Origin of the sequence: Gilliamella sp. ESL0441 (assembly GCF_019469185.1) — a bacterium.
Classification (GTDB): Bacteria; Pseudomonadota; Gammaproteobacteria; order Enterobacterales; family Orbaceae; genus Gilliamella.
Genome location: NZ_CP048264.1, coordinates 1,925,884 through 1,952,091, shown reverse-complemented (window position 1 = coordinate 1,952,091; position 26,208 = coordinate 1,925,884). Strand labels below are relative to the sequence as shown.

At 34.4% G+C, this 26,208-nt stretch carries 24 protein-coding genes; 7 read left to right on the top strand and 17 right to left on the bottom strand.

Features of this window, described 5'->3' with window-relative positions; genetic code table 11:
- Window positions 1-89: 89 nt before the first annotated feature.
- From trpS to GYM75_RS08730, 9 genes are all read right to left on the bottom strand, one after another.
- Window positions 90-1,085 (bottom strand): tryptophan--tRNA ligase, encoded by a 996-nt coding sequence (gene trpS / locus GYM75_RS08770; RefSeq protein ID WP_220215587.1) that lies wholly within the window; start codon window positions 1,083-1,085, stop codon window positions 90-92.
- A 38-nt stretch (window positions 1,086-1,123) separates the two neighbouring features.
- On the bottom strand, window positions 1,124-1,819 hold the full coding sequence (locus GYM75_RS08765) for a phosphoglycolate phosphatase (protein ID WP_220215586.1): 696 nt from the start codon (window positions 1,817-1,819) through the stop codon (window positions 1,124-1,126).
- On the bottom strand, window positions 1,812-2,489 hold the full coding sequence (rpe, locus tag GYM75_RS08760; protein WP_220215585.1) for a ribulose-phosphate 3-epimerase: 678 nt from the start codon (window positions 2,487-2,489) through the stop codon (window positions 1,812-1,814). The genes GYM75_RS08765 and rpe overlap by 8 nt, the downstream gene beginning before the upstream one ends.
- A 38-nt stretch (window positions 2,490-2,527) precedes the next feature.
- The gene (locus GYM75_RS08755) at window positions 2,528-3,349 is read right to left on the bottom strand and encodes a Dam family site-specific DNA-(adenine-N6)-methyltransferase (RefSeq protein ID WP_220215584.1); all 822 of its coding nucleotides are present in this window, start codon (window positions 3,347-3,349) and stop codon (window positions 2,528-2,530) included.
- Between the two features lie 46 nt (window positions 3,350-3,395).
- A complete protein-coding gene (locus GYM75_RS08750) occupies window positions 3,396-4,166 on the bottom strand; it encodes an SPOR domain-containing protein (RefSeq protein WP_220215583.1) in 771 nt (256 codons plus the stop codon).
- Between the two features lie 71 nt (window positions 4,167-4,237).
- Window positions 4,238-4,759, bottom strand: coding sequence for a shikimate kinase AroK (gene aroK, locus GYM75_RS08745; RefSeq protein ID WP_220215582.1), 522 nt, complete (start codon window positions 4,757-4,759; stop codon window positions 4,238-4,240).
- 186 nt (window positions 4,760-4,945) lie between these two features.
- Window positions 4,946-5,908, bottom strand: a complete 963-nt coding sequence (gene gutQ / locus GYM75_RS08740) for an arabinose-5-phosphate isomerase GutQ (protein WP_220215581.1) — start codon at window positions 5,906-5,908, stop codon at window positions 4,946-4,948.
- Window positions 5,909-6,121: 213 nt separating this feature from the next.
- Window positions 6,122-6,745 carry a LysE family transporter gene (locus GYM75_RS08735; RefSeq protein WP_220215580.1) on the bottom strand — a complete coding sequence of 208 codons (624 nt, stop codon included), beginning with the start codon at window positions 6,743-6,745 and terminating at the stop codon, window positions 6,122-6,124.
- Window positions 6,746-6,758: 13 nt separating this feature from the next.
- The gene (locus GYM75_RS08730; protein ID WP_220215579.1) at window positions 6,759-8,195 is read right to left on the bottom strand and encodes a sulfatase-like hydrolase/transferase; all 1,437 of its coding nucleotides are present in this window, start codon (window positions 8,193-8,195) and stop codon (window positions 6,759-6,761) included.
- Window positions 8,196-8,577: 382 nt separating this feature from the next.
- Between GYM75_RS08730 and glyA the strand changes: the two genes are divergently transcribed.
- Window positions 8,578-9,834 (top strand): serine hydroxymethyltransferase, encoded by a 1,257-nt coding sequence (gene glyA / locus GYM75_RS08725; RefSeq protein ID WP_220215578.1) that lies wholly within the window; start codon window positions 8,578-8,580, stop codon window positions 9,832-9,834.
- Window positions 9,835-9,881: 47 nt separating this feature from the next.
- Here the strand turns inward: glyA and GYM75_RS08720 are convergent, their stop codons facing one another.
- Window positions 9,882-12,074 (bottom strand): hypothetical protein, encoded by a 2,193-nt coding sequence (locus tag GYM75_RS08720; RefSeq protein ID WP_220215577.1) that lies wholly within the window; start codon window positions 12,072-12,074, stop codon window positions 9,882-9,884.
- Window positions 12,075-12,250: 176 nt separating this feature from the next.
- Here GYM75_RS08720 and GYM75_RS08715 point away from each other — a divergent pair, with 176 nt between their 5' ends.
- Window positions 12,251-14,170 (top strand): ABC transporter ATP-binding protein, encoded by a 1,920-nt coding sequence (locus tag GYM75_RS08715; protein ID WP_220215576.1) that lies wholly within the window; start codon window positions 12,251-12,253, stop codon window positions 14,168-14,170.
- Between the two features lie 38 nt (window positions 14,171-14,208).
- Here the strand turns inward: GYM75_RS08715 and GYM75_RS08710 are convergent, their stop codons facing one another.
- Window positions 14,209-15,375 (bottom strand): sugar transporter, encoded by a 1,167-nt coding sequence (locus GYM75_RS08710; protein ID WP_220215575.1) that lies wholly within the window; start codon window positions 15,373-15,375, stop codon window positions 14,209-14,211.
- A gap of 189 nt (window positions 15,376-15,564) precedes the next feature.
- Between GYM75_RS08710 and GYM75_RS08705 the strand changes: the two genes are divergently transcribed.
- Both GYM75_RS08705 and GYM75_RS08700 read left to right on the top strand, forming a co-directional pair.
- On the top strand, window positions 15,565-15,918 hold the full coding sequence (locus tag GYM75_RS08705; RefSeq protein ID WP_220215574.1) for a DMT family protein: 354 nt from the start codon (window positions 15,565-15,567) through the stop codon (window positions 15,916-15,918).
- Window positions 15,919-16,212: 294 nt separating this feature from the next.
- Window positions 16,213-16,974 carry a phosphatase PAP2 family protein gene (locus GYM75_RS08700; RefSeq protein ID WP_220215573.1) on the top strand — a complete coding sequence of 254 codons (762 nt, stop codon included), beginning with the start codon at window positions 16,213-16,215 and terminating at the stop codon, window positions 16,972-16,974.
- Between the two features lie 101 nt (window positions 16,975-17,075).
- Here GYM75_RS08700 and apbC read toward each other — a convergent pair whose 3' ends face one another.
- The gene (gene apbC, locus GYM75_RS08695; protein WP_220215572.1) at window positions 17,076-18,143 is read right to left on the bottom strand and encodes an iron-sulfur cluster carrier protein ApbC; all 1,068 of its coding nucleotides are present in this window, start codon (window positions 18,141-18,143) and stop codon (window positions 17,076-17,078) included.
- Between the two features lie 252 nt (window positions 18,144-18,395).
- Between apbC and metG the strand changes: the two genes are divergently transcribed.
- The gene (metG, locus tag GYM75_RS08690; RefSeq protein WP_220215571.1) at window positions 18,396-20,423 is read left to right on the top strand and encodes a methionine--tRNA ligase; all 2,028 of its coding nucleotides are present in this window, start codon (window positions 18,396-18,398) and stop codon (window positions 20,421-20,423) included.
- Window positions 20,424-20,519: 96 nt separating this feature from the next.
- Here metG and GYM75_RS08685 read toward each other — a convergent pair whose 3' ends face one another.
- The 3 genes from GYM75_RS08685 to GYM75_RS08675 form a co-directional block, all read right to left on the bottom strand.
- Window positions 20,520-21,167: an HAD family phosphatase gene (locus GYM75_RS08685; RefSeq protein WP_220215570.1), complete on the bottom strand. Its 648-nt coding sequence runs from the start codon at window positions 21,165-21,167 to the stop codon at window positions 20,520-20,522.
- A 43-nt stretch (window positions 21,168-21,210) separates the two neighbouring features.
- Complete coding sequence (locus tag GYM75_RS08680) at window positions 21,211-21,786, bottom strand: hypothetical protein (RefSeq protein ID WP_220215569.1); 576 nt, start codon at window positions 21,784-21,786, stop codon at window positions 21,211-21,213.
- Window positions 21,787-21,891: 105 nt separating this feature from the next.
- Window positions 21,892-23,049: an MFS transporter gene (locus tag GYM75_RS08675; RefSeq protein WP_220215568.1), complete on the bottom strand. Its 1,158-nt coding sequence runs from the start codon at window positions 23,047-23,049 to the stop codon at window positions 21,892-21,894.
- Window positions 23,050-23,196: 147 nt separating this feature from the next.
- On the opposite strand from GYM75_RS08675, the gene GYM75_RS08670 reads away from it, so the two are divergent.
- Window positions 23,197-23,499, top strand: a complete 303-nt coding sequence (locus GYM75_RS08670) for a MerR family transcriptional regulator (RefSeq protein WP_220215567.1) — start codon at window positions 23,197-23,199, stop codon at window positions 23,497-23,499.
- A gap of 165 nt (window positions 23,500-23,664) precedes the next feature.
- On the opposite strand, the gene GYM75_RS08665 is transcribed toward GYM75_RS08670, so the two are convergent.
- Both GYM75_RS08665 and GYM75_RS08660 read right to left on the bottom strand, forming a co-directional pair.
- A complete protein-coding gene (locus tag GYM75_RS08665; RefSeq protein ID WP_220215566.1) occupies window positions 23,665-24,453 on the bottom strand; it encodes an SDR family oxidoreductase in 789 nt (262 codons plus the stop codon).
- Between the two features lie 42 nt (window positions 24,454-24,495).
- Window positions 24,496-25,155 carry an NADPH-dependent F420 reductase gene (locus GYM75_RS08660; protein ID WP_220215565.1) on the bottom strand — a complete coding sequence of 220 codons (660 nt, stop codon included), beginning with the start codon at window positions 25,153-25,155 and terminating at the stop codon, window positions 24,496-24,498.
- A 102-nt stretch (window positions 25,156-25,257) separates the two neighbouring features.
- Here GYM75_RS08660 and GYM75_RS08655 point away from each other — a divergent pair, with 102 nt between their 5' ends.
- The gene (locus GYM75_RS08655; RefSeq protein WP_220215564.1) at window positions 25,258-26,148 is read left to right on the top strand and encodes a LysR family transcriptional regulator; all 891 of its coding nucleotides are present in this window, start codon (window positions 25,258-25,260) and stop codon (window positions 26,146-26,148) included.
- Window positions 26,149-26,208: the final 60 nt, after the last annotated feature.

Below are 26,208 nucleotides of genomic sequence, written 5' to 3'. Positions count from 1 at the left end.
TCTTTTATTATCATGGTGATAATAAATGCCTATATTAAGCCAATTAATACTGTTTAGTGTTAATAATAATTATGTTATTTGATTTTAGACTATACAAAACCGATAGCGTCATAGACCTTTTTCAATGTGATATCCGCTTTAGCTCGAGCTTTTTCAGCGCCTTCTTTCATGATTGAAAAGAGATAATCTTCATCATCACGATATTGGTGATATTGTGTTTGTAATTGACTTATCATATCAATCACTTGTGTCGCCACTTCCGTTTTAAGATGTCCATACATTTTACCTTCAAACTCTTTTTCAAGTTCGGTGACGGGTTTTCCTGTTACGCCAGTTAATATATCTAGTAAGTTTGATACACCTGCTTTATTTTTTAAATCATAACGTACAACAGGTGGTTCATCAGAATCGGTCATTGCACGTTTGATTTTTTTCTCAATATCTTTAGGATTTTCAAGTAATCCAATTACATTGTTTCGATTTTCATCGGATTTGGACATTTTTTTCGTTGGATCTTGTAATGACATTACTCTTGCACCAACTTTAGGGATAAAGGGTTCAGGAACAGTAAAAATATCACCATACAGGGCATTAAAGCGCATTGCAATATCACGGGATAATTCGAGATGTTGTTTTTGATCGTCACCAACAGGGACTAAATTAGCTTGATATAATAAAATATCGGCTGCCATCAAAACAGGATAATCAAAAAGCCCTGCATTAATGTTTTCAGCATGTCGTGATGATTTATCCTTAAATTGTGTCATGCGACTGAGTTCACCAAAATAAGTATAACAGTTCAATGCCCAACCTAATTCAGCATGAGCTGGTACATGAGATTGTACAAATATAGTGCTTTTTTTCGGATCAATACCACATGCTAAGTAAAGCGCCATGGTATCAAGGGTCGCTTTACGTAGTTTTTGAGGATCTTGTCGTACCGTAATGGCATGTTGGTTAACAATACAATAAACGCAATCATATTCCGCTTGTAAAGCAACCCAATTTTTTAAAGCACCCAAGTAGTTGCCAAGTGTTAGTTCTCCTGATGGCTGAGCGCCACTAAATACAATCGGTTTACTCATAATTTATTCCTAATCTATTCATTCTGTTACTTTACTTGTTATTTTTTTGCCTCAGCTTTGGGCAGTGGTAACAAGGTTAATATATCTTTGAAATCGTCAAATAAAAAATCCGGATCACTAGTCGCTATTGATACACCGTAGTTGTAACCATAAGTTAACGCAACAGTAGGGCAGTTAGCATTCTTTGCTGCTGTGATATCATTTTTAGAGTCACCGACAAAGAGTAATTGATCGTTAAAAAGCCCAAACGTTGCCATAACTTGATAAAGTGGAGCTGGATGAGGTTTTAACTTGATAACATCACCTCCACCTAGCACCAGTTTGAAATATTCTTTAATGCCTAATGATGCTAATAAAGCAGGTAAAAATTGTGCAGGTTTATTGGTAACAAGTGCTAATGGATAATGGTTATCATAAAGTGTTTTTAAGGTCTCTTTAACATGTGGAAAGAGTTTTGTTTCTGCATCGATAACTTTATCGTAGTGCTGATTAAAGCAATTTTTAGCATGGCTAAACAATTCTGCTGTTGGGGTAATATCGATTGCTTTAAATGTACGTTCTAACATAACATCGATACCATTACCTACCCAATTTTTAACTTGATCTTTGCTAACTGTGGGTAATTGTAAATCAGCAAGCATTTGCTGAATAGCTAATGCAAGTCCGGGTACACTATCAACGAGTGTGCCGTCCAGATCGAATGCTATCGCTTGAATGTCATCCAGTTTAGGCATGTTTAACTCCTGCTAATTCTTTTCGCATAGCATCAATAACTGTTTTATAATCAGGTTGTCCAAAAATAGCAGATCCTGCAACAAACATATCAGCGCCAGCTTTGGCTATTTCTGCAATATTTTCAACTTTGACACCGCCATCAATTTCAAGTCTGATTTTTTGCCCTGATTCAATAATGCGTTGTTTAACTTGTTGTAATTTTTTTAATGTTGATGGGATAAATGATTGCCCACCAAAACCGGGGTTAACCCCCATTAATAAAACAATATCAATTTTATCCATTACATAATCTAAATGATCTAACGGAGTCGCCGGATTAAAAACTAAACCAGCGGTACAACCATGATCTTTGATAAGTTGCAACGTTCGGTCAAGATGAATCGTTGCTTCGGGATGAATAGAGATATTGCTAGCACCAGCTTTTGCAAAAGAGACAATAAGTTCTTCGACAGGTGATGCCATTAAATGGACATCGATTGGGGCGTTTATGCCGTAGTCACGTAGCGCTTGGCAAAACATCGCTCCCATTGTCAGATTAGGTACAAAATGATTATCCATGACATCAAAATGGATTACATCAGCTCCTGCATCAATCACTTTTTGTGTTTCTTCACCTAAACAAGCAAAATTTGCTGAAAGTATTGATGGTGCAATAATAAACTCTTTCATAACATACCTCTAATCATAGAAGCTTATACTTAAACTTTTTAATATTTTTTGTATAACGCTAATATTTCGTCAATTTTTTTTCGACCTTCACCATCACAGCTAATTGAGCGTCGCATTTCAGCTCGATAAAGGTGGCGAGCTTTACTGTATAACGTTCTTGTATAATCCGTGTCATGATTGGATACCAGTACTGGAATATTATTTTTATAAGCTATTTTTTCGGCTAATTTAGAGAGTTTTTTATGTTCTTCATAGCCAAAATTATTTGAATAATAAGCCGTAAATCCGGCCGATTCATTTGGTGATAAATAGGGTGGATCACAGTATATCACAGAATTTTGCTTTGCTTTTTTCATAACCTGTTGATAGGGTGCACATATAAATTCCGCATTTTGTGCTTTTTGTGCAAAAAAGTTAAGTTCTTTTTCTGGAAAATAGATTGTTTTATAGCGACCAAATGGTACATTAAAATACCCACTATTGTTATAACGGCATAAACCGTTATAACAGTGGCGATTCAAATAAATAAATAATAAAGATCGTAAATATTGATCTTTACTATAATTAAATACCTCTCTTAATTGATAAAATGCCTCAGGCTGATTATTCTGAGGTTTGAACAATGTTTTTAAATCATTAATAAACTCATTCGGTTTCGTTTTTAATAAATTGAATAATTGAATTAAATCATTGTTAATATCAGCTAAAAGGTAGCTTTTATAATTGGTATTTAAGAAGACGGAACCTGCACCAACAAAAGGTTCAATCAGTTGATCTCCCTCTGGTAGATACTGCCTAATGGTGTCCACAAGTTCATATTTTCCTCCAGCCCATTTTAAAAAGGCTCGTTGTTTTTTCAACGGAAACTCCTATGTTGTTTTTGATAGGATAAATGAACCATATCCTTTACTTTCCAATTTTCTCTTTATTTATTGCTGCGCCAGATTTGACCCATGGATTAGCTTTTTGTAGTGCACTCGGTAAAGACTTGATAACTTTTTGTGCTTCATCATATGATGAATATTTACCTTTTACTAAAACAAACCAACTATTATTATCGCGTTTAGTTTCATAAATTTGGTAATCAGTAATGTTATATCTTTCAGCTAATTTTTTTAAATTTTCAATTGATGATGATGCACTAAGTTGAATGGTATAGTCATCATTGTTGAAAATTGAATTAATATTTTTTGAGTTACTTGTATTTCCAACAGTCCTTTTTGTTTGAGTATTTACTTTCTGTTTGACCGTTTGAGTTTCATTAGAATAATTTGGTTCATTTTTTGAATTATATTTACTTGTGTGTGTTTGTTGCTCAATTGAATTTCCACTTAATACAGATGTAGCTTGATTATTGGTTAAAGAATCGGAATTAGTTGCATGCGTGTTACCTATAGAAAGGTTTGAAGCACTACCTATTGATTCATTAATATTGTTATCAGTATTCGATAATAAAGATCCATTGACGTCAGGAGGCGTCAATGGCGTTGGCTCATTTTTATTTGAAGAACTAAATAGCACAAAATAGAGTGATATCAAAAAAATGACGACGGCACAACCAAGAATTATTAATTTTGGTTTAGAAAAATTTTCAACTAAATTTAGTAATTTTAATGAAGTTTTAGAGTCTTTATTTGCTTTTTCTGATATGTAACGGTCATCTCTATCTACACGCATATTTACTCCTTAACTTACTGAGTTGCTATGTTATTAGTTCAGTATCAACTTTAATAATAAAAATTAATAGTCTAAATTTGCTCTATTTTATCGATAATATAACCAGCAACACCTTTAGCACTCTGTTCATCTGTCTTGATAGTAATATCTGCAATTTCTTGATAAAGTGGTTCACGTTCATCTGCAAGTTCTTCGTATAGCTCTCGAGGAGTATTGCCACCTTGTAATAATGGACGACGTTTATCCTTTTGAGTTCTTGCCATTTGTTTTTCAATCGTTGTTTCTAGATAGATCACAATCCCACGAGCTGATAATCGGTTACGTGTTTCTTTAGATAACACTGAACCTCCACCAGTTGCTAGGACTACACCTTGTTTCTCAGTCAATTCATTAATGACTTTCTCTTCTCTGGCGCGGAATCCGTCTTCACCCTCTAAGTCAAAAATCCAGGCAATATCAGCACCCGTACGTTTTTCGATCTCTTGATCTGAGTCAAAAAACTCCATGCCTAATTGTTGCGCAATTTGTCGACCTATTGTGCTTTTTCCTGCCCCCATAGGGCCAATTAGAAAAATATTTCGCTTTTCTGCCATTGTAGTTTCATCATCTATTAATTTTGGTTAAAATTTACCACACAATAAAAACTTTGATGATTTTAACAATCATATGATGCCTATTGTGTAACATTTCTTGTATCTCCGTCTAATACGACAAAAATTTAGGGTGGTAATTATCTCAATAGAAAGCCCCTTTTTGCAATAGGTATTTTAGCAATAGTTTTAGCTGATACCTGCCTGGTGCAGATCATGTATATTTAAAGCGCCAACTAATTCACCTTCAGTATTCACTACAGGTGCAGCAGTAATATTGTGATAATTAAATGATTTTAAAGCTTCAGTCGCTTTCCAACTTGCGGGTATTCTATATCCGGGACTCGTCATAACGGTTTTTATACTGTCATGTAGTGTACCATTTTTTAACAACAATCGTCTTAAATCTCCATCTGTAAATACCCCTATAATTTTATTATCATCCTGACAGATTGCCACTAATCCAACGCCAGTCCTACTAAGTTCCAGCATTGCGTCAAAAACTGTTGCAGTATGTGAAACTTTTGGAATTGATTCACCTGTTCTCATTACATCTTTAACTTGATTAAGTAATTTTGCACCTAGACTACCAGCTGGATGTGAACGAGCAAAATCTTCTTCTTTAAAACCTCTAGCTCGCATCACAGCAATAACGAGTGCATCCCCCATCAATAAGGTGTTAGTTGAACTTGATGTTGGTGCTAATCCCATAGGGCATGCTTCTTTTTCAATTGAAATATCAATCACAGCATCTGCCGCTTTTGCTAATGGTGAGTCTAATGTCCCAGTTATTGCAATAACAGGAACATTCATTGAAGCCAGTATTGGAAGTATAAAGTTAAACTCTTTTGCACGACCAGAATATGAGATTAGAATAGCAACATCGTTTTCACTTACCATACCTAGATCTCCGTGTAGCGCTTCTGTTGGATGCATAAAAAAAGAAGGAGAGCCAGTACTTGCTAAAGAAGCTGAAATTTTTTTTCCAATATGTCCCGATTTTCCAATACCTGATACAACAATTTTCCCCTTTGCCATCAAAATGAGTTTGCAAGCTTTAATAAAATCTTCGCCTAGGCGTTGAGGTAATTTTTGAGCTTCGCTTAATTCTAACTCAAGAAGTTCTCGACCATATTTTAATAATTTATCCATTTCAATTAGCCTATGGAATGTCTTTAAACGGTAACCATATGATTTGTATCATTTTATAATTAAAAATGTAAATAATGATTTATTATGTTAGCTCACAGTGTATCAAGTAACAGCCAAATATTCAAAAATAAAGCGAGTTATTTTTTTTGAATTAGCAATACTGACGTTCAATAGAGACTTACATAAGTGTTAATTTAAGTTAGTATTGTTAGTTTAACTTCCTAAAGCAACTTTCAAACCTAGTATCACAATCATAATCCCTAAGATTTTATCAATGATAAACTGTACTTTATAATAGCGTCTTTGGATGGTCTGGGTTTGGAAAATAAAGACGACAAAAGGCCACCACAAAATGGCTTCCGTCCAAATAATCAGAGCAACTAATAATTTATCATACAGTGTAGAATTTTCATTTAGTACTTGAGTAAATATGGCTAGAAAAAATAAAGTCGCTTTAGGATTAAGCAAGTTACATAAAAAACCTTGAATAAAAGCTGTTTTGGTGGTGATTATTCTACTATTTGATACGGAACCTATATAATTAGAACCCCTATTTTTGGCAAGTAACGCTTTAATTCCTATCCAAATTAAGTATGTAGCACCAACATAACGTAATGCATTATAGAGTATAGGTGTTGTAGAAATTAGTAATGCGATACCTGCAACACAATAGCTCATATGGATTAATATGGCGATGATGATACCCAAACTCGTGAATAAAGCTATTTTTCGGCTATAGCTTAAACTATTTTTTAAAACTAAAAAAAAGTCGGGTCCGGGCGAAATCATTCCCAAAAAACTAACGGTAGTAACTATGAGCATGGTATCGACAGTCATTTTAACCCTATTTTTATTGTTCTGCCGAATGATTTAAGGTTGCGATTTTGGATTTATTTTGTTCAATAAATTGTTTTTTATTCCTGTCGGTTTCGGTTAGATAATCGGTTAAAAATTTAGCATTACTTTTAATTTGTGCACCATTTAAAATCAATCTAGGCAAATCAATTTGATAGATTGTTTGATCGGGAGATTTGTTCAAATTTTCAGATTTTGCATTGGTTAATAAATAAAGTTTACGCTCTTTTTGAGATAGGCGATTAATGGTAGGGGTACCTGAACCCATCATTAAGTGATCTGGAAAAATATAAAAGATCGTATCTTCAAGCAATCCGTTATGCTCTAAATACTGGATAAATTGTCCGACATTATAATCCAGTGAGGCAGCAACAAATGACATATTGTCATCTTTAGGTGTAATAACCGATGCCATTCGTTCATCGTAAAATCCATTAGGGGCATGGGTTGAAACGGTTGAAATAAATAAAGCAAAAGGTTGATTTGCCTCATTCATATCATTAATTTGTTTTTTGGCGATATCAAAAATATCTTTGTCATATAATCCAAATGGTGCTTTAGGGTATTGGGATGGATAATTTTTTTCCGAAACAACTTGCATTCCCAATAGTTCAGCTGTGTGACCGATACCAGCAAAGTCAGGGCCAGCCATAACATAGCGAGTTTGATATCCCGCTTTTTTAAGGACATCACCTAAGTTAATTAATTGAGTTTGATTACTTTTCATCAATGGAGAAGTTGAGTACCCACCAATTAAAAAAGGCACGCCCGTCATGTAAGTATACATTGATGCAGTTGTCCAGCTACTACCAACACTCATTGGCATATTCGGGAAGAAAGTATATGTTTGACGTAATTGTCTTAAATTCGGTGTGATATCCGCAAAATCTAAAAAACCTTGCTCAAACGATTCTAACGAAATGACAACAATATTTTTTCCTTTATGACTAATTAACTGATTTTTATTAGTATAGTCAGTCATATTGAGCGTTTGTAGAGCTTGTTCAAATGATTCCCGCGGTGCGTTTGTCACTTGATAAATTTCGTATAAACGGCTTAACGGGCCATTGTGATAACTGATGCTAATAATGGCAATGATAGCAAATACCAAACGCAGTAATGGATGACATTTGCGTTTAAATAAACCCGCTAACTTGAACAGTAAAAATACAAAACCCAAAAAGACAGCAGTAACCAAGAGTGCTTGTACTTTAAAAATAAATAATCCTTGTACAATGTCATTGATGTTTAAATTGACGTAAAACTGATAATCTATAAAGCCGCCACTAAAATAGATTGAAGTTAACTCCATGACAATAAAAACTGTCAACAGGCTGATCACCAGCAGTTGCCACTTTTTGCGTTTAAAAAAAGAGGCAACCACGACGGTAATAATTAAGAGAGGTAAAACAATTAATGTCGAAAGTGGCATAGAACAAAATACTCAATAATTAACTTTTGCATAAGTATATACTTAATATTATGAAAAATAAAAAGCAGCGAGTATTTTTATTTCAATAGCTAGATAGAATGCTGTTAACTGACAATTTTGAGTGTAATTAATCTATTATTTATCAAAAAATAAATTAAAAATTAACATTTTTTTGTTAAGGTTAAATCATAACCATTTGATAAGTTAATCGGATATTTAGCATATCGATATTTTTATAATCTTATTTCTATAAATATTATTTATAACTCATAAAAAAGATTGAAATAAAATGTTGAATAGGTAAGGATAATTCATCGTGATTTTTAAGCATAAAGTTAACCAACAGCCTAAAAGCCAATGTAATTGAAAATAAGGAGTCAAAATGTTTAGTAAAGAAATGACTATTGCCGATTATGACAAGGAGTTGTGGGATGCCATTAAGGGTGAAGAACAACGTCAAGAAGATCATCTTGAATTAATTGCATCTGAAAATTATGCCAGCCCAAGAGTCATGCAAGCACAAGGTTCTCAATTAACCAATAAATATGCAGAAGGGTATCCAGGTAAACGTTACTACGGTGGTTGTGAATATGTTGATATCGTTGAAAAACTGGCTATTGAACGAGCTAAAACGTTATTTGGTGCTGATTATGCTAACGTACAACCCCATTCCGGTTCGCAAGCTAATTTTGCCGTTTATACTGCGTTATTAAATCCTGGCGATACAGTACTGGGTATGAATTTATCTGAAGGTGGTCATTTAACCCATGGTGCACCAGTTAGTTTTTCAGGCAAGCTTTATCATGTGGTTGCCTATGGTGTTGATGAGGCAGGTCGTATTGATTATGAACAGTTAGCGACCATTGCTAAGGAGTCGAAACCTAAAATGATTATTGGTGGTTTTTCTGCTTATTCTGGTATTGTTGACTGGAAGCTTATGCGTGAAATTGCTGATAGTGTGGGTGCTTATTTATTTGTGGATATGGCGCATGTTGCAGGTTTAGTGGCAGCAGGTGTTTATCCAAATCCTGTTCCTTATGCGCATGTGGTCACCACAACAACCCATAAAACCCTTGGTGGACCAAGGGGGGGATTAATTTTGGCAAAAGGTGGTAGTGAAGATCTTTATAAAAAATTAAATTCGTCGGTATTTCCGGGTGCCCAAGGTGGGCCTTTAATGCATGTCATTGCAGCAAAAGCGGTGGCATTAAAAGAGGCAATGGAACCAGCTTATCAACAATACCAACAGCAAGTCGTTAAAAATGCACAAGCAATGGTTGATGTGATTTTAAAGCGGAGTTATAAAGTTGTTTCAGGTGAAACACACAATCATCTATTTTTGATTGATTTAGTCGATAAAAAAATTACAGGTAAAGAAGCCGATGCAGCATTAGGTAGTGCAAATATTACCGTGAATAAAAATAGTGTACCAAAAGATCCACAAAGTCCATTTGTGACATCAGGTATTCGTATTGGTTCACCAGCGATTACAAGGCGAGGATTTAAAGAGCCAGAGTCTCGTGAATTGGCTAATTGGATTTGTGATGTTTTAGATAATATTGATGATGAACAAGCTATTCAAGCTGTTAAAGAAAAAGTATTAGCAATATGTCGGCGTTTACCTGTTTATCAACATTAAGATATAATGATTATCGCCAATCATCGGCGATAATCATTGATTTGTTTTTATTGTTTTTCTGTGTCACTAGTTTTTTGTATGAGTTCTTGCTTATGTTGCTCTATAAAGTGTTTTATATGACCTTTATGCCATAACCATCCACCTGTTATACCTATACCTAATACTAAAGCTATCCAAAATACAATAGCAAATTTATTACGACGTTTTCTCATTGGATCTCGTAAATTACGTTTAGCATTTTTTGGTAATTCCGCTTTACTAGTGAGTAATCCGCCTAATAATAAGTTTATCTTAACTTGCCCATTAATTGCCCAACCGGATGCTTCAAGAAGTGGTCCAAGTGTTCGGTGCCTTAATTTTAGCCAAGCCAAAATGACAGAAGGTCCCGATATGACTAAGAATAATCCAATAATAACCAAAGGAAGTTGCCACCAGCTTAATGAAAATAGCGCTTGGAAAATAGTTGCTAAAGCGGTACCGATTGCGCCAATAGCTAAACCAATTGCGGCAAATATACCGACACTTTTGCCAATATCAAATTTAGTCTCTGGATTTTGTAAGACTTGTGTACCGGTTTTTTCGATATCAGCGTCCTTACTGGTTGCCCATTTGTTAATTTGTTCAGTAATAAGGCGACCAATACGTTGATAAGGTGCCCATATGGCTTGCTGGATACTGATTGGTTTTGTGATAATTTTAACCACATTAGCATCCCAATCATTACCATCGTTGTCAATAAATACACCATTTCGACCTTCAATCAATAAATCACCTTGTCCAGCGGTAATGGCTGCGGCGATCAGCTTTTTTTCACCTTTTCGTGTACATTCACAATAAAGTAGGCATAACTCTGAGTAACCAGACATCGTTGAATGTTTGGCTATGTTATCAACTGAAACACAAAGTGTTGCACAGCGACCATCAATATAGAGTTTACCAAGTTGAAATGCCGCTCTTTTTTCAAGTGAAAAGAAATCTGAAAAAGAGGTAAAATTAACCAATAAACGATAAAGATGTTTATGAAAGAGAACTAGTTTTTCTAGAATTAGCACATCGGAAGCAGAAATCGGGGTTTTATTATCTTGCTCAACCATCTCTTGAAATTGAGAAAATAAATCTTTTTTTATTATATTATTAATTGTACTGGTCGATAACTCTTCAATACTAGCAGTAGGTTGAATTGTAACCTCTAACTTTTCCATTTTTGGTGACGAATTAATCAAAGAAGAATAAGCATCCAGACTTGATTGAATGTGTTGCCATTCCTCTTCTGTTAATTGATTAGGATTTGTTAAGAGTGGAGAAACAAGACTTTTAAATCGTGTAATTTTAGTTTTCCATAAAGGATTGAGACCATTTACTAGATCAAGGAAGTTGTGGGTATCAATTTTAGATAAAGGTAATTCTGCTAACGCTTCATCTGATAGTAAACCATTCTCAGTTGGAACGATATATTTTTCATCAACATTTAATGCTGTTTGTGCTTGTGGGGCATATTGGGCAAGTTCGACTCGCAAAAAATAATCATCAATTTTGGGTTTTAATGCTTGAACTAAATTCCATATTTCTGAACTATTTTCACCAAATGGTGTTTGGGTGTTTCTGATATCTGTTTGCCATTGTTTCCATGTTTGTAGATTTTTGACGAATGTCATGGCAATGGCTAAGTTAATACCTTCTTCACCGCTCATATCTTTTTCAGCACCAACGGTTTTTATTGCAGATTTAATAAAAGTTTGCATGTCAGATGACAGTTCATTTGAAGGTGGGAATATTAAATCACCGTTGTATAATTTGCCTGAATTAATCTTAATCGATTTTTGGACATCTTCTTGGGTTAAATAATCATAACCACTCTTATTTAAACTGGTAAGAATACTGTTCGCTGTGACTAGTAACTTTTGTCCATCTTCGGTTGTGGTATCAATTTGTGACAAAGGTAACACATCGGAAGCATTCAAAATTGTTTCGAAAGAGAGTATTTTACTTCTTGTCCAGCTTATCGCATCTAAAATATCAGGTATTCTAATGCGCCCATCTTGGTCTTCATCTAATAATGTTAACGTTCTTTTGTCAAAATCCAGTCCAGTTGTAGGACAACTCAGTGCAACCCATAATTTTGGATCAAGATTGGGTAAATTGATAATGTCTTGCGCATTTTTAAATACAACTTGATCTAAGCCACCAACTCGTTGAAATGTCCACATATGACTCATAATAACCTCCATACTGAAATTCATTTATATTTCCTTTAATTAAATAAATATAACAGTATTAGTTGTTTAAGGAAAGAGAACAGTAATTTCACTTTAGCGAAGTTTTTAGTAAAATTTTGGCGAATTGATTTTAGTTGCTTAAGGCAACTTTATGATAGAATAACGTTATATCAGTTAATTGCCAAATAAAAATACAGAATATGTCATTAATCAACCTCACAAATGCTCACCTTTCCTTTAGCGATGCGCCCCTACTTGATCATATTGATATGTCAATTGAAGCTAATGAGCGAGTCTGTCTTGTCGGACGTAATGGAGCCGGTAAATCAACACTGCTTAAAGTCCTTAATAAAGAAGTACCATTAGATGAAGGTCAAATTATTTATGAGAATAATGTTGTTGTGTCACGTTTACAACAAGATCCTCCAAGGGATATTCAAGGAAATGTTTTTGATTTCGTTGCAGAAGGCTTAAAAGAACAAGCTCAATTATTGAGGGATTATTATGATTTATCTCATCGTATTGAACTCGATCCCAGTGAAAGTAATTTGGCTAAATTAGCGAAATTACAAGAGCAATTAGATCAACAAAATGGTTGGCAACTTGATAATCGCATTCGTAATGTTATCTCTTCACTTTCATTAGATGGTGATGCGCTACTGTCATCCTTATCAGGTGGGTGGTTGCGTAAAGCTGCATTGGCTAAAGCATTAGTGTGTCAACCGTCAGTGTTATTACTGGATGAGCCAACTAACCATTTAGATATTGAAACGATTAAATGGCTTGAGGAGTTTTTAAAAAGCTTTAATGGCAGTATTGTATTTATTTCACATGATCGTTCTTTTATTCGACAAATGGCAACACGTATTATTGATCTCGATAGGGGAAAAGTGGCTTCATGGGGTGGGGACTATGATAGCTACCTTATTGGTAAAGAAGAGGCCTTGCGTGTAGAAGAGTTGCAAAATGCAGAATTTGATAAAAAATTAGCTCAAGAGGAAGTCTGGATACGTCAAGGGATTAAAGCTCGTCGAACACGTAACGAAGGTAGAGTACGTGCTTTAAAAGCAATGAGACAAGAGTATGCGCAGCGTCGCCAAGTCATGGGCAGTGCGAAAATGCAAATTGAAGAAGCGTTGCGCTCTGGCAAGATTGTTTTTGAATTAGATAATGTGAGCTATCAAGTCGCAGATAAATTATTGGTTAATGATTTTACGGTACAAGTATTACGTGGCGATAAAATTGCGCTGATTGGTCCTAATGGTATAGGTAAAACAACACTTTTAAAGCTGATGTTAGGTAACTTACAGCCGACATCGGGTAGCGTCCATTGTGGTACCAAATTGGAAGTCGCTTATTTTGATCAGTATCGACTTGAGTTGGATCCTGAAAAGACAGTGATGGATAATTTGGCTGAAGGTAAGCAAGAGGTGATGGTTAATGGTCGATCTCGTCACGTGCTTGGCTATTTGCAGGACTTTTTGTTTCCACCTAAACGCGCCAGAACTCCTGTTCGTGCATTATCAGGGGGAGAGCGAAATCGTTTATTGTTAGCTAAATTATTTTTAAAACCAAGTAATTTATTAGTACTCGATGAGCCCACCAATGATCTGGATATTGAAACATTAGAGTTATTAGAAGAGCTAGTCAATGATTATCAAGGCACCGTTTTATTGGTTAGCCATGATCGACAGTTTGTTGATAATGTGGTTACTCAATGTTGGTTTTTTGAAGAAAAAGGTCATATCGGTATTTATGCAGGCGGATATACTGATGCTTTACAGCAACAGCAGCAAGCAAAACCCGTGTCGGTGAATAAAAATAGTGCACCGGTTAAAAAAGATGAAAAAGCGGTAACTGCTCAAGCTAACGTGCCTGAAGCGAAAAAGAAAGTAAAGTTAAGTTATCATGAACAACGTGAATTAGCACAGTTACCAAGCCAAATAGAGCAATTGGAATTAGCAATAGCTGATTTACAAGCGCAAATAGGGCACAGTGATTTTTTCAATCAACCCCACGAGGTGACGAGCCCGATTTTAACTGATTTGGCCAATAAAGAAGCTGAACTAGAAGCCATCTTTGCTCGTTGGGAAGCGCTTGAGTCGTTAAGTCAACAATAGTCGTGTTAAGAGCTTGCTTGGCAAGCTCTTGTTAGCATTTACCATGTTCTTTTTGTTAATACAAAAAAGAGTGCTAATGCGAAAATGACAAATATTGCACCAATAAACCCGATATACTCGGTTGATAGTCTGACTAATACTTGGCTACCTACAAACGCACCTGCTCCAATGCCGATATTATAAATACCTGAATAAACAGATGTTGCAATATCAGCTGCATCTGGAGCAACATCAATGACTTTACTTTGCATAACCATGCCGATGATGGTGATCGCAAGTCCCCATAACATGCCTTGTAAGATTGCAGTAATTAAATTGAACGAGCAAACATAGAGTGAAAGTAAACAAATCATCAATAATAACAAAGGGATGATTAGAATTGCTGTTGGATGTCTATCCGAATATTTAGCAAAGACAACACTGCCGATCATACCTGAAAAACCAATAGCTAATAGTATGCTAACCACCACTTTTTCGTTAAAGCCACCGACATTTATCATAAATGGGGTGATATAGGTATAAGCACAAAAATGACCAGTAATAATAATTGCTGTTAACAGATAGATATTAAGTAATATTGGTCGTTTAAGTACTTTTGGAATATCACGGATAGATAAGGTGTCTGTGCTTGGCACAGGCGGTAATAAATAGAGTAATGAAACCATGACACAAAAAGCAATAAAACCGATACATAAAAAAGTAATCCGCCAACCAACAACTTGTCCAATTATCGTGCCAATTGGAATACCTAAAATTGTTGCCATTGAAACGCCAACAACAATAAAACCCATTGCTTTAGCTTTTTTGCCATTGGGTGCAAGTCGAACAGCTAAAGGCGTAGTAATAGCCCAAAATACAGCGTGCGCACAGGCGATCCCAATTCTGGCTACCATTAAACTATAAAAATCCCAAGCAAAACCCGCTAAGATATGGCTACCAATAAATAAACAGAATAAGAAAACAAGGAGTTTTCGGCGATCCATTTTTGAGGTTAATACCGTTAAGGGTAACGATAATAATGAAACAGACCAAGCATAGATAGTTAATAATAATCCAGCATGTGCTTCATCCATTGAAAAACTTTTAGCGATGTTGGGTAATAACCCTACAGGAACAAATTCGGTGGTATTAAAAATAAATGCTGCAAATGCCAAACATAATATTGACGACCAAATTCGAGACCGTTTATTAGCATTATTTATCATGTTGTTTTTCAAAGAAGGGATAAATAGATTGATTGTCATTATAACTGAATAATGTTCTTTATTAAACAGACAGCAAAGATAATTCTATCATCTTTGATGACAACTAATCGGCATTCTTTATCGATTTTGTACCTACATTCGCAACTGGTATATAATATCCATACCTTTCTACTTGCAATGATGATAATCATGAATCAACTTCTTATTACAATATGTTTATTAATTTTTAGTAATATGTTTATGACGTTTGCTTGGTATGGTCATTTACGTTTTTTGCATAATCAAGTCTGGATTGTTGCCGTTTTTATTAGTTGGGGTATTGCGCTATTTGAGTATTTATTGCAGGTTCCTGCTAATCGTATAGGCTTTCAAGTTGCCACCGCTGGTCAATTAAAAATTATTCAAGAAGTCATAAGCTTATCTGTCTTTATACCTTTTTCAATTTTTATCTTAAAAGAACCTTTTAAAACTGATTATATTTGGGCTGGTTTCTGTTTGCTTGGCGCAGTATTTTTTATGTTTAGAGATAAGATTTTTTCTTAACTCTAAATGAGTCTTTATTCAACAAGTATGATTAAATCAAAAAAGATTATTTAATCTTAGTATCACTATTTGAAAGGGATCTATATGGGAATGTGATAGTTATCACATAATATAAATGTTGCCATTTATTAATTCAATAATCCATTTTAACATTGATAAATACTAAATAAATCAAAGTTATTAAACTAAATGATTTAGACGACTTCATTATATGAAAAGTGTAATAAGACATTTAATCATTTGTATACAAACCATATTGGAATATTGATATCGAGAAAGATAAAGGGGATGGCTATGCAAAAAATGTTAGTTAAAAGTATTGTGTTGTATGTTTTATTTTGTCTCCAAGCATTTGCTCTAGAAATAAAAGATGTGACAACACATCCCAATGACTATTTTCTTACCGAAAATGAAGCTCCCGATAGTTTCCAATTGTTACCCCCTCCTCCTGCATTTACCAGTGTCGAATTTTTAAGAGATAAAGCTATGTATGATTGGGGTAAATCGATGCGTCATACCGAACGAGGAAAGCAAGCTTATGTTGATGCGGATTCGAGTAAAGAAAATGTTACTGAGCAATTTTCAAAGTCTTTTGGATTAGACATATCGGCAACCAAAACGCCCGAAATTTATAAATTAATTACTACAATGAAAGAAGATGCTGGTGATCTGGCTACTCGTTCTGCTAAAAATTATTACAACCGTATTCGACCATTTTCATTTTTCAATGAGCCGACTTGCCGACCAGAAGACGAAAAAACGCTGTCTACCAATGGATCTTATCCATCAGGACATACAACAATTGGTTTTGCTATATCGCTGGTGTTAGCTGAAATCAACCCACAACGTCAAAATGAAATTTTAAAACGTGGTCTTGAAGTGGGTGAAAGTCGTGTTATTTGTGGATACCATTGGCAAAGTGATATTGATGCAGCTAGAGTGATGGCGGCGAGTGTCGTTGCTCAATTGCACGCTAATTCGCAGTTTAATCAACAATTAGCAAAAGCCAAAATGGAGTTTAACCACTTAAAAACCAATCAACAAAGCAAAAAGTAATAAAAGTTAACAACGGCTATGACTGGATTGTAAATCCAATGTTTATCAATTTAAGGCTGATATTGGTTGTTTCGTTAAACAACCAATATCAAGTTAAACTACTATAACGCTTTAAATGAGATATCCGGTAAAATCGCTTCGCCTTGCCAATATAATTCACTGGCAAGTTGCCCAGCAATTCGACAATAATTTTGAGTAAATTCACTGTCTGGATGACTAATAACTGTTGGCGTTCCGGTATCAAGGTCTTGTCGCAACATTTTATGTAGCGGTATTTGCCCAAGTAATTGAGTTTGATATTTTTCGGCAAGCTGTGCAGCGCCACCTTCACCAAAAATTGCCTCATGATGCCCACAATTTTCACAAATATGGTAACTCATGTTTTCGACAATGCCTAACGTCGGAACATTAACCTTATTAAACATTGTGATCCCTTTTTTAGCGTCGATTAAGGCAATATCTTGTGGCGTGGTAACAATCACCGCGGCGGTAACAGGAATGCTTTGCGCGAGTGTTAATTGGATATCTCCTGTACCTGGTGGCATATCAATTACTAAATAATCAAGTTCAGGCCAAAGCGTGTCTTGTAAAATTTGCAATAATGCTTTACTTGCCATTGGTCCTCGCCATACCATAGCTCCATCTGAATCGACTAAATAGCCAATCGAGTTACTGGCTAATTCATAGGCCATAATTGGGGTCATATGTTTATTGTCTGGAGTAAGTGGCTGTTGTTTTTCGGTTCCTAACATGGTAGGTATAGAAGGGCCATAAATATCTGCGTCTAAAATACCAACTTTGGCGCCTTGTTTTTGCAGTGCAAGCGCAAGGTTAATCGCGGTTGATGATTTACCGACTCCACCTTTACCAGAGCTAATAGCGATGATGTTTTTAATGTTTTTTATCGCTTGTTGATGATTTGCTCGTTTTAGGGTGGCAATATTGAAATCAATTTGCCAATTCACTTGTTTTAGACCGTCAAGTTCGAGTAATTGAGGTGTAATGGTTTTTTTCAGCTCTTCAAAAGTGATTTGCCATGCAAAGGGCATCGTTAAATGAATATGCAAAGTTTGATTTTCCATTTCACACTTTTTAACTGCACCTAATTCGATTAAATTTTTTCGCAAAGTAGGATGAGCAAAATTTTCAAGAATCTTTTTGGGTTCCATGGTGATTAGCCTTCATTTTTATCTACGGTTTTATCTGCTTTAATGCTGATTTGTATAATTATCATGCTTATTTAAGTAAAATATTGAGAACAGCCAAATTATTTTATGCTTTCCAAAATATCGTGAATCATTAGTTTGCTGATTTTTCTGAATCTGGAAAGAATTTTTATTAAATTATGGCATAAATCTAGCGATAATCCCATGTTTGATGTACTATTCCCGACATTATGTAATAAAGGGTATTAAATTGACATGACAACAAAACGCAAAATATTAGTGACTTGTGCACTTCCTTATGCAAATGGTTCAATTCACTTAGGACATATGCTAGAACATATTCAGGCTGATGTATGGGTACGCTATCAACGAATGCGTGGCAATGAGATTTACTTTATTTGTGCAGATGATGCGCATGGTACGCCAATCATGCTTAAAGCCCAACAACTAGGGATGACGCCTGAACAGATGATTGCAGAAGTTAAAACTGAGCATCAACGTGATTTTGCTGGATTTAACATCAGTTATGACAATTACCATTCAACGCATAGTCCAGAAAATCGTGAGATATCTGAACAGATTTATAAAAAGCTAAAAGCCAATGGTTATATCAAAACAAAAGTAATATCACAATTATTTGACCCAGAAAAACAGATGTTTTTACCTGATCGGTTTGTGAAAGGCACGTGTCCACGTTGTAAAGCCCCAGATCAATATGGTGATAACTGTGAAGTTTGTGGTGCAACTTATAATCCAATTGATCTCATTAATCCTCAATCGGTTATTTCTGGCGCAACCCCAATAATGAAAGACTCAGAGCATTTCTTTTTTGATTTGCCCGCTTTTTCAGAAATGTTACAGGCATGGATCCGATCGGGCACATTGCAAGATCAAGTTGCGAATAAAATGCAAGAGTGGTTTGAAGCAGGATTACAACCTTGGGATATTAGTCGTGATGCTCCTTATTTTGGTTTTGAAATTCCGGATGCACCCGGTAAATATTTTTATGTTTGGTTAGATGCGCCAATAGGTTATATGGGATCTTTCCTTAACTACTGTAATAAAAATAATAAAGCGATATTTGATGAGTTTTGGAATAAAAACTCAACGACTGAACTTTATCATTTTATCGGTAAAGATATTGTCTACTTCCATAGTCTATTTTGGCCAGCAATGTTAGACGGTAGTGAACATCGTAAACCTTCCAATATTTTTGTTCATGGCTATGTCACGGTTGATGGTGCAAAAATGTCAAAATCACGTGGAACTTTCATTCAGGCAAGTACTTACTTAAAACATTTAGATCCAGACTGCTTGCGTTACTATTATGCAGCGAAATTGTCGCCACATATTGATGATATCGATTTAAATTTGGAAGATTTTGTCCAACGTGTTAATAGTGATTTAGTCAATAAAGTTGTTAATATTGCTTCCCGTTCGGCAGGCTTTATCAGCAAACGTTTTGACGGTAAATTGTCTGATAATCTTTCTGAGCCAGAACTTTATGCTTTGTTCATTGAAAAATCAAAAGTAATTGCTGATTATTTTGAACAACGTGAATCCGGTAAAGCAATACGTGAAATTATGGCACTGGCTGACGAAGCAAATCGTTATATAGATGAAAAAGCGCCGTGGGTTGTAGCAAAACAAGAAGGGCAAGATCAAGCATTACAAGATATTTGTTCAATGGGGATTCATCTATTCCGTATTTTAATGACCTATTTAAAACCTATTGTGCCAGCATTAGCAGAACGCACTGAAGCATTTTTAAATAGCCAATTAACGTGGGATTCGATTAATCAACCTTTGACCGGACACAATATTAACAAATTTAAAGCCCTATTTAACCGTATAGATATGGATAAAATTACTGCTATGATTGATGAAACAAAACAACAAGCTGCATTAGCGACGCCAGCTAAAGAAAAAGTTGCTGAACCGATTGCTGACACGATCAATTTTGATGATTTTGCAAAAGTGGATATGCGTGTTGCATTAATTAAAAATGCAAGTGTTGTTGAAGGATCAGACAAATTATTGCAACTTACACTTGATATAGGAGACGAAACTCGTAATGTCTTTTCAGGCATTAAAGAGTTTTATCCTGATCCTCAAGTTTTAGTGGGCAGATTAACGATTATGATCGCTAACTTAGCGCCTCGTAAAATGCGTTTTGGTATCTCTGAAGGCATGGTACTTTGTGCAAGTGGTAAAGATGATAGTGAAGGCGTTTACTTATTGTCACCTGATAGTGGAGCAAAACCAGGTATGCGAATTTCGTAATTAATTGTTTTCTTTTTTTACATCTTAACAAGTTAAAACGCTTGTTAAGATGAATTAAAATTGATATTTGATAATAAAAAAAGTTAAAATCTTATATTATAAAATCTCCCAATTTTTTTCCTTTGCATACTTTATCAAGTCTGTTTTAGGGTCAACACAGACAGCATTGCCTACCGACTCAAGCATTGGTATATCTGAAATATCATCGCCATATGCAAAGGATTCTCCTAGGTTAATATTATTTATTACTGCATAGTTTTTCATGGCAACGTGCTTTCCTTCACCAATTGTTTGTGGTGGTAAAATATTGCCTGTCAGTATCCCATTTTCAATTTCAAGTGTTGTGCAGAGGATATCATTGGCACCTAAATATCTAGCTAAAGGTTCTAACAAAGGTTTCATCGAACCAGATACAAAAACAATCCTGAAATTTTCTTTTTTATGAAAGTTTAAACGTTCTATAGTTTTATGTATTAACGGTGGATTTTTTTGTAATAAATTTTCAAACCATTTATTTGCTCTATCATTTAAACTCTCTAGAGTTTGATTCTGAAATTCCTGATAATATTTTCGATTTACAATTGTTCTTGGAACATTATTAGCAATGTCTTGCTTAAAGTTTTTAATATAAGAATTGTATTTATCTTTATTTTCTGTTATTTCAGCCCAATAGTGATAAAAATCAAACATACTTTCGATGTTGATTAGCGTATTATCAACATTAAAAAAAGCCGCTTCATTCATTAATCTCTCCCATGAGTTTAATATCCATAATTATCTCGCTTCTTTATAATTTTTTTCTTAACCAACTGTCATGTAGCCATTTTTGTGTTTGACGACCTGCACGAATAAAGTCCCACTCAACATTTCTTTCAAAAACCATGATAGTTTCATCCGGTGCAATAATTGTCCAAAAGTAAAGACCTGTATTTAAGTCGCGGCATTTAACTTTCATGCCAGTTAAAGTCACTTTTTTACCATTCACCATAATCTCTTCATCATGGGTATCTATCCAATTATTATTATAATTTTTCAATAAATCTGGTGCATAAGTTTCAAGAAATTTGAGCGTTATTGCTAATGCTTTATCTTTCGTCACTTGTGCTTTAGTTGATTGATACTGTGGTAATAATCTAACAAATCCTTGCAATTTATTTGAATTATCATCGAGTAAAAATGAAACATGTTGGCTATTAAGATGCATGGTTTCTTGTGGTTCAAAACGGTATAACGTTACCGGTTGCTCGTTGTGTAGTCCTTTATGTGTTAACACTAAGTTAAAATTAAGCTCATTATCAGGTAATAATTGCTGAAAGTTTGGGGAAAGTTGTGTGCTGATTTTTGCCAATTGTGTTGAAGTCATAGACGTTTCCTTAGTTTGGTTAAGTTGCTGTGCGTAACAATTTGAATAAAAAAAACTTAATATAAATGTCAGTATGGTTAGTTGTTTTGTCATAAATCAATATCCTTAATGATGAGCTTTTAAATTTAAAATGAGTTGTATTGCGCAGACCATAAGTAAAATAGAAAGCGATGTTATCAAAATAGGAGGGGTAATAAATGTCGGTAATAATGCTCCAAGGCTTGCACCTATAAATAAAATACAGGTATACAGTGATGTGGCAATACCGCGATCTTTTATCTCTGATTGCGTTGCTATACATACGATCATGGAAGGAACAGCATACGCAAGACCAATAATTAGCATGAAATGGCAGAAATAGAGAATAACCAATGTGTTTAATCGATCAGTTAAGAAAAACGTATGTATAAATAATGAAAAAGCCATTAAGCAAAGTGCTATCGCAAGAACATACGTTGGTTTGATCACTTTAAATAGATAACTGGAGGTTAAACTAAATAGCATAGCAATGATGCTAATGTTTCTTAAAGTTGGAACATATACGATAAGTGCACTACGGTGCAACACAGAATAAAGTGAGACGAAACTAAGTAAGACAAATAACGAGCATAGATATACTGGTAATAACTTTCTATTAGTGAGTATATTAGGTATCTTGCAACATATTGAAAGGAGTGTTGCGCTTGGGGTAACCTGATAGTTTTGTTTGTTTTTTAAATAGTAAAAGTAAAAAATAGTTGCGCCACATGCATAAATACCTGTTAAAAACCACATTGCATAATAAAGGGAGTTTGAAATCAATAATGATCCTAACCATTGACCAATCGTTGCTGCAAGTAAAAATGCGCAACTGATCAGGGATATTGCTTTAGGTTTTGAACTATCTGGCAGATTAATTGAAACCCAAGCTAAAGCCACGGGAGGAAACGAAGCAGCACAAAAGCCTTGAACTGCACGAGCAAATAATAATAAATAATAGTTGTGTAGCAGTGGTACGATAAAGCTAACACAAGCAAGTAATAATAGACCAATGATTAAGGTTAAATCCTTGCCAATTCGATCAGATAAACTTCCCCAGATAATTAACCCGACAGCGTAAAAAAAGCCAAATAGAGTGGTTAATAATCCTATATTATTGGTCGTAGCATGTTTAACAAATTGTAACAGATTGGTTGAGACAGGCATTAGTAAATAAAGTTGGGTAACGACACCAAGTGCAAGAAGAGGAATGCACAAGGTACCTATGATTAATTTATATTTCATTTTAGGCTCTATATATACAATTATTGTAGTTAAAGTACAATGATTGAATTATAAAGCCAAATTTGTTTTAAGTACAACATTATTTGTTGTTTAAATATATTGTGTTTTATAATAGATTTTTACTTTGAGTATAAATAGGTTTTTGATATGGAAAAAAAATCCTTAAAAAATTCTTATGATAATTTTTTATCAACGGTAATTGTTGGTATTGGGGAAGTTTCTGAAATAACTAAAATTCCAGTAAGAAAATTGCGTTATTGGGAAGAAAAAGGCATTATCAAAACAGTGGATCCAAAATCTAAATCGCGTCAATTTGATTTAGCGAACATTAAAAAGATAATCCTCATTCAAGAATTGATTGATGATGGTTATTCGTTAGACGGAGCAGCCAAAAAAGTTGAAGAAAGAATTGCCAAGATTGGGTCGCTGATGAATTTAATTCAAATGTAATTTTTAAAAAATTTGGGGCAATTTTTTGAAAACTTTTTGAACAACGATATTTAAGTTGAAACCCTTAGATAAAAAAAGCTCAAAACACTATTAAATGATGGTTTTGAGCTAAAGAGTAGGATATCGTTTAAATGCTGTTTAATTGTCATCTATCTAATTAATTATCTAACTTTTTTGATTTTCTGAAGGATTGCCAGAATAAGGCAATATGCTATTTTTTAAAGAAAATGAAAAATCTTTAGTGCTGATTTCTCCGATAGTTTGATCACTATCATATAATTTCATTAAAAAACCAGCCATTTGTTCTGCTGTGTGATATTGGTTAAAACTTTTATCATAGTCATATTCATTAACATTATTCGCTTTTTGACCAAATTCCGTTTTGGTCGCAGCTGGTGCTAAAACTTTTGCCGTCAATTTTGCTTTTGCTTGTTTTAACTCTTGTGCTAATCCTTCCGTGAAGGCATTAACGTAAAATTTAGTGGCGCAATAGGTAACTGCATTAGGTACTATAGTATATCCACCTCTTGATGAGATATTTATTAGCTGTGTATCAGGTTTATTATGATATTTCTGGACATAAAGTGTGGATAAAATAGTTAAAGCTTCAATATTTAAATGTAACATGGATTGTATTTTCTCTAAATTTTGATCTTCAACGCTTCCATAATGTCCGAAACCCGCATTATTTATCCATGTTTCAATGTAATAGCTATTTAATTGCTCAAACAGAGAATTAACATTAGTTGCTTGAGATAAATCACAAATTTTGATAATGACTTGGATATTTGGGTTCACTTCAGCTATTTTTTGTTTTAATGCTTGCAGTTGTTGTTCTCTTCTTGCTATTAATATTAGATTTTTATTGCGGTTAGCAAATTCAAGTGCACAGGCATAACCAATGCCAGAACTGGCGCCGGTTATTGCCGTGTATTTTTTTTCATTATTGATCATTTTCTTTCCTTTTTCATATTTGAATAAGATTAATATTTATTATTATTTCCATGAATTATGGGGTAATTCTTCTTCTTTTGAAGCTTTAGCTAGTGCTTCAAATAACTGGTCTCGATTTAGAGGTACACAATAAGCAGGTTTTGCTCGTTCAAATCGCCAACTTTGAGATAAATCTCCGGTATCGATATAATCGAATCCAACTTGTTCTAGTAAATTGAATATAATTTGTTTGCTTGGCATATCATTACCAGCAACTGGGAGTGCTCTTCTGTCTGTTTTATCATCCGGCTTGGCATCTTTAACAATGTCTTTGGCAAGTATTGCATTAAATGCTTTGACAATTTTAGACTGGTCAAGATGTTGAGCGACAAGTTCGCTTGTTGTAATTTGATGGTTATCTAGTTGTTCAAAATGACCGTCACGATCTGGGTAGTAATTCATTGTGTCGATGATGATTTTTTTACTGAGCAGATCTTTTGGCAAAAGAGTGTAATTAATGAATGGAATAGCGACTAAAATAAGATCGCTGAATTCAATTGCTTCTTGCTGGCTACCTATTTGACAACCTAAACTGCTAGCGACACTGTATAACGATTTTTTATCTCTTGAATTACTAAGCATAACTTGATATCCAGCTTGGATAAACAATTTAGCGCATGCTTGACCAACAAAACCTGCACCAATAATACCTATTTTTTTCATGTAAAGCTCCATATCATTAATTATTTTGTTGTATTATCATTATAAAATGGTAGAGAATAAATATGATATTAATTAATTTATTAACAACTGGAGGTTGATAATATGGATCTTTTAAAGTGTATGGAGGCGTTTGTATTAACTGTAGAAACGGGATCTTTTGTCGCTACATCAGTTTCTTTAAATACATCGCCGCAAATGGTGACTAAATATATCGCTTTTTTAGAAAAATATTTAGGTTTAAAACTACTTAATCGAACAACACGCTCACAAAATCTTACTGAATTTGGTAAACAGTATTATCAGCGTTCTAAATTAATTCTTGGTGAAATAGCAGAATCTAAAGTATTAGCACAACAATTTATTGATGAACCTAAAGGTAGACTAAGGATTAGTGCGCCAGTTAGTTATGGGCATTATAATCTCATTCCAGTTATTAGTCGCTTTATGAAATGCTATCCTAAACTCAATATAGATATTCAATTGAGTGATCGTTATGTCGATATTGTAAAAGACGATTTTGATATTTTATTTCGAATTGGGCAATTAAATGATTCGGGTTTAATTGGAAGAAAGCTCAAACCTTTTCAACTTATTTTTGCTGCATCACCCAGTTATTTGGCTCAAAATGGCATACCTGCTGTACCGGAGGATTTAAAACACCATCAATGTTTAATTTATCAATATGTAAATCGGAATAAAAATGATTATGTATGGCCTTTTTCCGTTAATGGCAAATCATGTAATCTTCCTATATCTGGCTTATTACAAACCAATGATACTTCTGCTTTAGCTATTGCTGCTATCGAAGGGTTGGGTATAACAATGTTACCTGAATCTATGCTAATTGAGCCCATTAAGCAAAATAAGTTACTGCCTATATTGCAAAATTTTTTACCACCAGCCAGAGAAGTGCACATGCTTTATACCGCCGATAGACAACCATTACCAAAAATGAAAATGTTTACTGAATTTGTGACTAATGCTATGTCTTAGAGTTTCAGGTTTAGTTAAAAAGCATTTATCATTAATGATTAGGTGTAAAAAAAGGCGAGT